Raw genomic sequence first — 10,029 nt, forward strand, 5'->3', positions numbered from 1 at the left:
GATCACCGAACCGAACAGCGGGATCAGCGTGATCACGAACGCGACGGCCGCCATCAGGGCGGCGAACGGCAGGTCGATCACCCAGTGCAGCACGAAGACGGTGCCGGCGTTGAGGCCGGCCAGGATGACCGACCCGATGATCGAGCTGCCCACTGAAGCGGTGACCCGCTCAGTCATGTCGGCCAGGCGCGGCCGGTTGCGGGCGGGCGCCAGGGCGTAGAGCGCGTTCTTCATGTCCGACAGCGACGCGAGGAAGTACAGCGTCAGCGCGATGACGATGATGGCGCCGGTGATGAATGAGACGAGTCCGAGGCCGAGCGCGAGCGCCCCGCCGCCGATCGCGGCGATGAACTCGGGGCTGGAAAGCGTGGCAGACAGTTCGATGAGCGCGGCCGAGACGGCGGCCTGCGCATCGGGAGTCAGCTGCGCGAACCACTCCCCCTCCTGCACCCCGAGGATCGCCTCGGGCGCTGTGGCGATGAACTGACCGATCTGATTGACCACCGGCGGCAGGAGGAAGATCGTGAAGAACCCGACGATGACGAGAAAGCCCGCGAAGACGAGCGTGATCCCGGTGCCGCGCTTCCGGCCGCGCCGCTCGAGCATCCGCACGATCGGGTCGAGCGCGAGGGCGAGGAACAGCCCGAGCACGATGTAGATCAGGATCAGCGTGATCGAGCGGACCGCGCCACCGAGGACGAGTGCGAGCAGCACGCCGATCGTGGCGAGGAATCCGGCCGTGCCCGGCCGCTCGATCGCGGCGAGCACCTTCTGCCACATCGGCTCGCGCGGGGCCGGCGCGGCGAGCTCCGGGGCGGGCCCGGCACCCTCCGCGGGGGTGTCTCCCCGGGGAGGCGTCGGTTCGGCGCTCGGGTGCGTCGCATCTGTCATTGCGCCATTGTCCGGCCGATGCAGGCGTGCGGCCTGCTCCCTCGCGGGTGATTTGCGCGAGAGTCTCTGCGACTACAGCTCTCCTGGCTGCATGGCCTGGGCGTCGAGCTCCTCGACCAGGTGGCGTGCCCGGCTCGGCGCGATACCCGGCTTGGCGGGGGCGTAGACAACGAGCGAGTGGAACACGAATCTTGCGAAGAAGGCGACGATCAAAGTGATTGCGGCCGCGATCACACTCGACAAGTGCCAGCTCTCCACCATCAACGCGATGATCGGGATGCGGATGAGCGCCTCCGCGTTGTTGAACGCGAATGACTTCGCGAACCGCGACCCGACACCGGATGCCGCGCCGCGCATGTCCTGGAATACGAAGCGCTCCTGCAGCAGGAAATTGCCGAGGATCGTCGTCTCCGCCGCGATGATCGCAGCGACGATGTACTCGACGCCGACGTGGGTGAGACCCCACATGATCGCGAGGTTGGCCACGGCGCCGAGCGCTCCGATGAAGGCGAACAGGGACATCTTCCCGAAGCGCAGCGCGGTGAGCTGGGTGACGAAGTGCACTCCCTGTCGCAGCGATGCTTTGGACTCGCCGGCGTGGCGATCGGCGAACGTGAACGGCACTTCGGCGATCCGCACATTCGTGCGGGCGAGGATCTCGAGCAGGATCTTGAAGCCACGGGGGGTGAGCGCCTCCGGGTCGACCACGCGTCGGTCGACGAGGAAGAACCCGGTCATCGGGTCACTGACGTCCTTGAGCCGGATCGGGAACATCGCCCGCGTGAGCGCCGTCGAGACCTTTGAGACAAGCACCCTCGTGCGGTCCGCGAGCCCGCCCGCCGTTCCGCCGCTCGTGTAGCGCGACGCCACCACGATGTCGACGTCTCCGCGCGCGTAGCGGTGCCAGAGCGTGGAGATCTCCTCGGGTGGATGCTGCAGGTCGCCGTCGATGACGACGCACACATCTGACTCGGCTGCGGCGAAGCCCTCGAGCACAGCGCCGCCGAGGCCGCCCTTGCCTTTGTCGCGATGGATCAGACRCACCGGGAGGGCCGCAGTGGCGGCGACTGCCCGGACGGTTTCGGGGGTGTCATCGGTGCTGTCGTCGACGAAGATGACCTCGGCATCGATCCCGTCGACCGCCGCCGAGACGCGGCGAACCAGCTCCGAGACGTTCGGAGCTTCGTTGTAGGTCGGGACGATGATCGAGAGTTGCACTGCGCACCATGGTCGCACGGCGTGTCGCCCGACGGAAAGCGCCTGGAGAATCCATCGAAACCGCTCAGGAACCGCGCGTGCTGGGTATTTCCGTTCGTCGCACGTGCGGGAGTCGCCCAGCTTGCCTGCGGGAGAATGGAAGGATGACTTCCGCTCCCTCGATCACCCTGTTCGGCGCCGACTGGTGCCGCGATTGCGTCCGCACCAAGAAGCAGCTCGACACGCTCGGCGTCGCCTATGAGTACGTGGACCTGATCGCCAATCCGGCCGCCGCCGATGTGGCGCGTGAGATCTCCGGCCGCACCCAGATCCCGGTGGTGGTGTACCCGGACGCGAGCCACCACGTCGAACCGTCGAACGCCGACGTCGAGGCGAAGCTGCGCGAGCTCGCGATCGTCTGACCCGCGCACACGGGTACTCTGGCGGTATCGCGTGTCCGCTGGGGGCGGCATACGCCTCACCGGGGAAACGATGCCGTGAACGACCAGACCAGCGCCGGCGCGCGAATTCTCCTTCGCCGTGCCGCGCGCATTCCGGCCATCCTGGCGGTCGCCCTGCTGCTCACCGGAATCGCCGCCTGCGCCGCCGAACCGGGACCACCGGATGCCGAGGCATCCGCCTCCCCGTCTGTCACGCCCACCCCGACGCCGACGCCCCTGACTCCCTCCGAGCAGCTGCTGGCGACCACCACGGACCCGAACGCGTGCGCGGTGAGCTTCGCCGGCGACGCGATCGCGGACGCGCCGCGGCTGCAGACCCAGGGCGCCCTTTACGTCGGGCTGCCGGTCCCCGAGCGTGAAGGTGCCGTCTTCGCCGGCTGGTACGGGACACCGACGGATGCCGCGGCGCTGGCTGTCGTCGGCCGCGTCAACGGCTCCGAGCCCGTCGCATGCCCGGACCGTGAGCTTACGCTCTACGGAGCGTGGACCACCCCCGAGGCGAACGTCGCGGAGAACGCGCGGATCCCGATCATGATGTACCACCAGTTCACGACCCGCCCTGAGGGCGAGGATGGTTGGCTGCGGGGCAACTACGCGTACATCGGCGACTTCGACGCGCACATGAACCACATCGCGACCGGTGGCTTCTACCTGCCCACCTGGGATGAACTCGCCGCGTTCATCGACGGGCAACTCTTCCTGCCCAACCACTCCGTGATCGTCACCGACGACGATGCCGACCAGACCTGGTTCGACCTGGCGGCACCGATCGTCGAGAAGTACCGCGTGCTGACGACGTCTTTCATGATCACCGCCTACCGCCAGGATCCGCCGCCGAACGTATATGTCCTGCGGCGTTCGCACACGCACGACATGCATCAGGCGGGCGACAACGGCAAGGGCCGGATGGTCAACTGGACGGCTGACCAGATCGCCGCCGACCTCGAGGCCTCGGCCGCGATCCTTGGCGTCAAGGAAGTCATCGCCTACCCCTACGGGCATTACAACGACACGGCGAAGCAGGGCGTCACTCAGGCGGGCTTCGAGATGGCGCGGACGATCGAGCCAGGCTACGTCTCGATCGGCACCGACAAACTCGCCCTTCCGGTGGTGCGGATCAACTACGGGATGGGCCTGGACGCTGTCGTCAACCTGATCGGCTGACCGGCCGCGGCATCCGGTCGGAGCTCCCCGCGCGCGCTCGAGGCGCTCACTAGGCTAAAGCCGTGGGCGATGGCGTCGAGCGGAACACACGGGCGATCGAGGGATCGGTCGTCACCGACTTCACCGATCGCATGACGTATGGCGGCTATCTCGACCTCGGCACGCTGCTGTCCGCCCAGCGGCCGCTGTCCAGCCCGGAGCACCACGACGAACTGCTGTTCATCGTGCAGCACCAGACCACCGAGCTGTGGCTCAAGCTCGTGCTGCACGAGCTGTCTGCAGCCTGCGGACTGCTGCGCGACGACCAGCTCGCCCCGGCGCTGAAGTGCATCGCGCGGGTCAAGCACATCCAGCGCACCCTGACCGAGCAGTGGTCGGTCCTGGCGACCCTCACGCCGGCTGAGTACGCGCAGTTCCGCGGGGTGCTGGGCAACGCGAGCGGCTTCCAGTCCGCGCAGTACCGGGCCGTCGAGTTCACCCTCGGCAACAAGAACGCCGGGATGCTCCGCGTATTCGCCTCCGATCCCGCCGCGCATGCCCTGGTGAGTGCGGCGCTTTCGGCGCCGAGCCTCTACGACGAGTTCCTGCGGATGCTGGCGCGCGCCGGCTATCCGATCCCGGCCGACGTGCTCGAACGGGACGTCACCCAGGCATGGACCTTCACGCCCGCCCTCGTACCGGTCTTCGCCGCCATCTATGAGAACCCCCAGGAGCACTGGGCCGCGTACGAGACCTGCGAAGAGCTCGTCGACCTCGAGGACAACTTCCAGCTGTGGCGCTTCCGTCATCTGAAGACCGTCGAGCGCATCATCGGCTTCAAGACCGGGACCGGCGGCTCGAGCGGCGTGCCGTTCCTGCAGCGTGCACTGGAGCTCACGTTCTTCCCGGAGCTGTTCGCCGTGCGAACGGAAATCGGCGGGAACACGACAGGAGCATGACGGATGCCGCAGCCTGATCCTTTCGCCCTCCGCGCGCTCCTCGGCCCCACGGCCGCGCTCTGCCGGCGGGCGATCACCGGTGAGCACGGGGTGGCGCTCCCCCCGTTCACCGACCATCACGTGCACCTCCACCTGATCGACGTGCAGGCACTCCCCTCGCACGGCATCGCGGCGGCCATCGACCTGGGCGGCGACCCGGTGGAACTCGCACGCCGTCCGCGCGATGGCTTTCCGCGGATCGCGTATGCGGGGGCGCTCCTGACCGCCCCCGGCGGCTACCCGGTCGGGCGGTCGTGGGCGCCGCCGGCGATCGCTCGGGAGGTGCAWGATGCCTCGACCCACGCCGGCGTCGCCGGAGGCGCCGCCACCGCGGTGGACGAGCAGGCGGTGTTCGGGGCATCCGTCATCAAGGTCGCCCTCAACGCGGCGGTCGGGCCGGTGTTCGACACAGCGACCCTCGGCGCGATCGTCGCCGCCGCTCGCGAGCGGGGGCTGCCGGTCGTCGCGCACGTCGAGGGCGCCGGAATGACGGAGCTCGCGATCGCCGAGGGGGTCGACGTGCTCGCGCACACGCCGTTCTCGGAACTCGTCTCGCCCGACGCCCTCGCGCGTGCCGCGGCCGCCGGTCAGCGCTGGATCTCGACGCTGTCGATCCATGCAGACAACGCAGGCGCGGCGGCGACTGCCCAGGCGAATCTGGCCGCCTTCGTGGAAGCGGGCGGCCGAGTGCTCTACGGCACGGATCTCGGCAACGGCGACCGTGTGCCCGGCATCCAGCTCGCAGAGCTCGCCGCCCTGGACGCTGCGGGAGTGCGCGGCAGCGCGCTCGTCGACGCTCTCACCGACCCCTGGCCCGGCAGTGGGGGCACACACGCCGTCGCGACGTTCATCCCCGGCGCCGTACCGAAGTCGCTCGAGGATGTGGCCGCGTGGCTGGCGGGAGCGACCGTGGTGCCCGAGGAAGAGCTCGTGCACGATGAGCACTGACGCAGGCACGAGCCCGATCATCGATGTCGCCGCACTCCGCGCAGTGGCATCCGCCCTCGACGCCGCCGACCCGCTGCGATCGTTCCGCGCCCGCTTCGTCGGCGCCGAGACGCCCCTGGTGTACTTCGACGGCAACTCCCTCGGCCGGCCGCCGGTCGCGACCGCGGAGCGGCTGGACAGGTTCGTGCGTGAGGAGTGGGGCGGGCGCCTCATCCGCGGCTGGGACGAGTCCTGGATGCGGCTGCCGTTCGAGATCGGCGACACGATCGGACGCGCGGTGATCGGCGCCGCGCCGGGCCAGACCGTCGTCGCAGACTCGACCACGGTGCTGCTGTACAAGCTGGTGCGCGCCGCGTTCGACGCGCAGCAGGCACTCGATCCCGCGCGCTGCGAGATCGTCGTGGACCGCGACAACTTCCCCACCGACCGCTATCTCGTCGAGGGGATCGCCGCAGAGCGCGGTGGGCGCGTGCGGTGGATCGAGGTCGACCGCGCGGCCRGTGTCGACGCCGCCGCGCTGTCGGTCGCGGTCGGCCACGAGACGGCCGTGGTGCTGCTCAGCCATGTCGCCTACCGCTCGGGCTACCTCGCCGACGCCGCAGCCCTCACCGCGATCGCCCACGAAGCCGGTGCCCTGATCGTCTGGGATCTCTGTCACTCCGCCGGGTCGGTGCCCGTCGAGGCCGACGACTGGGGCTTCGATCTCGCCGTCGGATGCACCTACAAGTACCTCAACGGCGGCCCCGGCTCACCGGCCTTCGCCTACGTCGCGGCCCGCCATCAGGACCGGCTCGCCCAGCCGATCCAAGGCTGGATGGGCACCGCCGACGTCTTCGCCATGGGGCCGGCCTATCGTCCCGCCGACGGGATGCGCCGCTTCCTGTCTGGCACGCCGCCCATCGTGGGGATGCTCGCCCTCCAGGACACGCTCGCGATGATCGCGGATGCCGGGATCGGCCGGATCCGCGAGAAATCGGTGGCGCTCACCGCGTTCGCGCTCCGCGCTTCGGACGAGCTGCTCGCTCCCCTGGGCGTCACGGTGGCGTCCCCGCGCGACGAGGCTCGGCGCGGTGGACATGTGACCCTCTCCCATCCCTCGATGCGCGCCGTGACGGCACGGCTCTGGGAGGGCGATGTCATCCCGGACTACCGCGACCCCGACGGGCTGCGGATCGGTCTCTCGCCGCTGACGACGAGCTTCGCCGAGACCCTCGACGGCATCCAGGCGATCGCGAGGGCGATGCAGGCCCAATAGCCCCGCCCGGCACCCCATCCCGCCGCCAGGGCGCGCGCGTCGCCCGACCTACACTGTCCTGATGAGCACTGACGCTTCTCGCGCGCCCGAAGCGCCGGCATCCACCTCCCATCGCCTGTCACCGGGGACGATCGCGCGCTACGCGATCGGCTCCCTCGGCACCGGGGGATTCGCCACTCTCCCTGGCCTGGTGCTCACCTACTACCTGACGGATTCGCTGGGCGTCGCCGCCCTCGTCGCCGGCTCGGTCATCACCATCGCGAAGGTCTGGGACGTCATCATCGACCCGGTCATCGGCGCGCTCACCGATCGCGACCTCGCCCGCCGTGGCAGTCGACGTCGGCTCATGCTGATCGGTGCGCTCGCGCTGCCGCTGTTCTTCGCGCTGACCTTCGCCGTGCCGCCGGCCGTCGGCCCGGTCGTCGGCGGGCTCTGGGTGCTGATCGCGTTCACCGCGACCGCGACCGCGTTCAGCCTCTTCCAGGTGCCCTATATCGCCCTGCCTGCCGAGCTCACCCCGAGCTACGACGAGCGCACGCGCCTGCTCACCTGGCGGGTGGTCGTGCTCACGTTCGCGATCCTGCTCTTCGGCGCGGGCGGTCCGGCGCTGCGCAGTGCCACCGGAGATCCGGTGACCGGCTACCTCGTGATGGGCATCGTCGCGGGCCTCACGATCGCCGTCGGCATGCTCATCGCGACGACGGTCGCCCGCCGACCGGTGCGGGCGACTTCTGCCGCCCAGGCGGTCGAGCCTGAATCCGAGTCGACCGCAGGGATCCGCGAGCACTATGCCGCGAGCATCCGCGCCTTCCGCCGCAGCGCCCCGTTCCGGGCCCTGCTGGCCACCTTCGTGCTGCAGGCTCTGGCGACCGGCCTCATGCTCGCCGGCGCGCAGTACGTCGCCACCTGGGTGCTGCACTCCGAGGCAGCCGTCACGCTGCTGTTCGTCGCCCTGATCGCGCCCGCGCTCTTCGCCGCCCCGGTGTGGGGAGTCGTCGCCCGGCGCATCGGCAAGGAGCGGGCGTTCGCGATCGCGAGCGTCATCTTCGCCATCGCGGCGCTGTCGATCCTCGGCCTGCTGTGGGCGCCGGGCGAGTGGGTCTACCTGCCCGTCGGACTCGCCGGCATCGCCTACGCCGGCATGCAGTCGCTGCCCATGGCCATGCTCCCCGACGTCATCTCGCACGACGAGCAGACCCACGGCCCCGGTCGCGCCGGCGCCTTCAGCGGGCTGTGGACCGCCGGTGAGACGATCGGCTTCGCGCTGGGCGCGACGACGCTCGCGATCATCCTCGCCGTCACCGGCTACGTGTCCTCGACCGCGAACCAGGCGGTGACCCAGCCCGACGCCGCGGTCGCCGGCATCGTGGTGAGCTTCAGCCTGGCCCCCGCCATCCTGATCGCGCTCAGCCTGCTCACGCTGGGCCGCTACCGACTGCGTCGCGCCGACATCGACGCCGGAACGCGGTAGCACCAGCACCGGGACTCAGTCCCAGACTCCGCGCAGTCGCGCGACGTAAGCTTTACCCACCCCTGCCCGAAGGAGAGCGCCGTGCCGCCCACCGCTGAAGCCACCGACGCCCCTGCCCTCCAGGCCGGAAAGCCCCGGAAGAAGGCCGACGCCCTCGCCGCGCCCGTTCAGGAAGCGCTCGACGCCGCCATCGCGGATCTTCGCGCCGGCGCGAACACCTGGACCCACCTGACCCTCGACCAGCGCGCCCGGCTCATGGAGCGCCTACACGACACGGTGTCGTCCGTCGCCGAGGAGTGGGCCGATGTCGCCTCGACGTCGAAGGGCATCGAGCCGGGGCATCCGCTCCGTGGCGAGGAGTGGCTCGGCGGTCCCTACGCGACGCTGGTCGCGCTGGACGCCTACCGCGACTCGCTGCGCAAGCTCGCGAAGGGCGGCAGCCCCCTCGATGGAGTGAAGACGGATGCCTCGCACAACCGGGTGCGGGCGCACGTGTTCCCGCTGACCCCGGTGGACAGCCTGCTGCTGTCGGGCTACACCGGCGAGGTGTGGTTCGAGCCGGGCGTGACCGAGCGCGAAGCGCGGGGCACGGCCGGCCTTGGGCAGCTCACGCCGACCCGGTCGGGTGGCGTCGGGCTTGTCCTCGGAGCGGGGAACGTCACCTCCATCCCGGTCCTCGATGTGCTGTACGAGCTGCTCGCGGCCAACCGCACGGTGATCCTCAAGGTCAACCCGACCCAGGACGTCCTGGTACCGGTGTTCGAGCGCGGATTCGCGCCGCTCATCGAGTTCGGCTTCCTCCGGATTGTCCGCGGCGGGGGCGAGGTCGGCGCACATCTGACCGCACACCCGGGCATCGACCACGTGCACATCACCGGTGCGGCGCGCACGTTCGACACCATCGTGTGGGGCCCCGCGTCGGGCGCGGGCGCCGCAGCCACCGCGCGCCGCCGCAAGGACGGCACCCCGCAGCTCGACAAGCCGATCACCGCCGAGCTCGGCGGGGTTTCGCCGATCATCATCGTGCCCGGACAGTGGTCCGACGCGGATCTGCGGTATCACGCCGAGCATGTCGCGACCATGCGGCTGCAGAACAGCGGCCACAACTGCATCGCGGGGCAGGTCGTCCTCCTGAGCTCGGACTGGCCGCAGCGCGAGGCGTTCCTCACCGCGCTGCGCACGGCATACGATGCAGCTCCGCGGCGGTCGGTCTGGTACCCCCAGGCGGACGCGAGTCTGGCGGCCGCGGCATCCAGTTATCCCGAGGCAGCCTGGTCGGCCGACGGCACCAGGGCGATCGTCGAGGTCGGCGCGGGTGACGACGCGACCGCGCTGGAGACGACCGAATACTTCGCCCCCGTGCTCGGCATCGTCGAGCTTGCCGGAAACGGCCAGGAGTTCCTCGATCGCGCCGTCGCGCACGCCAACGACAAACTCACCGGCACCCTTGGTGCGAACGTCCTCATCGACCCGGTCACCGAGGCTGCCCTCGGCGACGGATTCGAGCGGGCGCTCGTTGCCCTCCGGTACGGCGGCATCGCGGTCAACGCCTGGACCGCGTTCATCTTCCTCACGCCGACGATGAGCTGGGGCGCGTTCCCCGGCGGGACGATCGACGACGTGCAGAGCGGCATGGGCATCGTCCACAACGCACTGCTGCTCGAC

9 protein-coding genes are annotated in these 10,029 nt (G+C 69.9%); 7 read left to right on the plus strand and 2 right to left on the minus strand.

Annotated elements, in window-relative coordinates:
- Positions 1 to 891: AI-2E family transporter (locus AC1DVT_RS14150; RefSeq protein WP_477389684.1), on the minus strand; the 891-nt coding region annotated here is incomplete at its 3' end.
- A gap of 72 nt (positions 892 to 963) precedes the next feature.
- Positions 964 to 2,109, minus strand: a complete 1,146-nt coding sequence (locus AC1DVT_RS14155) for a glycosyltransferase (protein ID WP_477389686.1) — start codon at positions 2,107 to 2,109, stop codon at positions 964 to 966.
- 143 nt (positions 2,110 to 2,252) lie between these two features.
- Here AC1DVT_RS14155 and AC1DVT_RS14160 point away from each other — a divergent pair, with 143 nt between their 5' ends.
- From AC1DVT_RS14160 to AC1DVT_RS14190, 7 genes are all read left to right on the plus strand, one after another.
- A complete protein-coding gene (locus AC1DVT_RS14160; RefSeq protein WP_457099962.1) occupies positions 2,253 to 2,510 on the plus strand; it encodes a glutaredoxin family protein in 258 nt (85 codons plus the stop codon).
- Positions 2,511 to 2,585: 75 nt separating this feature from the next.
- Positions 2,586 to 3,713, plus strand: a complete 1,128-nt coding sequence (locus AC1DVT_RS14165) for a polysaccharide deacetylase family protein (RefSeq protein ID WP_477389687.1) — start codon at positions 2,586 to 2,588, stop codon at positions 3,711 to 3,713.
- Positions 3,714 to 3,775: 62 nt separating this feature from the next.
- The gene (gene kynA / locus AC1DVT_RS14170; RefSeq protein WP_477389689.1) at positions 3,776 to 4,651 is read left to right on the plus strand and encodes a tryptophan 2,3-dioxygenase; all 876 of its coding nucleotides are present in this window, start codon (positions 3,776 to 3,778) and stop codon (positions 4,649 to 4,651) included.
- Positions 4,652 to 4,654: 3 nt separating this feature from the next.
- Positions 4,655 to 5,638 (plus strand): hypothetical protein, encoded by a 984-nt coding sequence (locus AC1DVT_RS14175; RefSeq protein ID WP_477389690.1) that lies wholly within the window; start codon positions 4,655 to 4,657, stop codon positions 5,636 to 5,638.
- Positions 5,628 to 6,893 carry a kynureninase gene (locus tag AC1DVT_RS14180; RefSeq protein ID WP_477389692.1) on the plus strand — a complete coding sequence of 422 codons (1,266 nt, stop codon included), beginning with the start codon at positions 5,628 to 5,630 and terminating at the stop codon, positions 6,891 to 6,893. Before AC1DVT_RS14175 ends, AC1DVT_RS14180 begins: the two co-directional genes overlap by 11 nt.
- A 61-nt stretch (positions 6,894 to 6,954) precedes the next feature.
- Positions 6,955 to 8,364, plus strand: a complete 1,410-nt coding sequence (locus tag AC1DVT_RS14185; protein ID WP_477389693.1) for an MFS transporter — start codon at positions 6,955 to 6,957, stop codon at positions 8,362 to 8,364.
- A gap of 81 nt (positions 8,365 to 8,445) precedes the next feature.
- Positions 8,446 to 10,029 (plus strand): aldehyde dehydrogenase family protein (locus AC1DVT_RS14190; RefSeq protein WP_477389694.1); only part of this gene is annotated, 1,584 nt, incomplete at its 3' end.

Source organism: Microbacterium sp. P2_F9 (assembly GCF_056403635.1).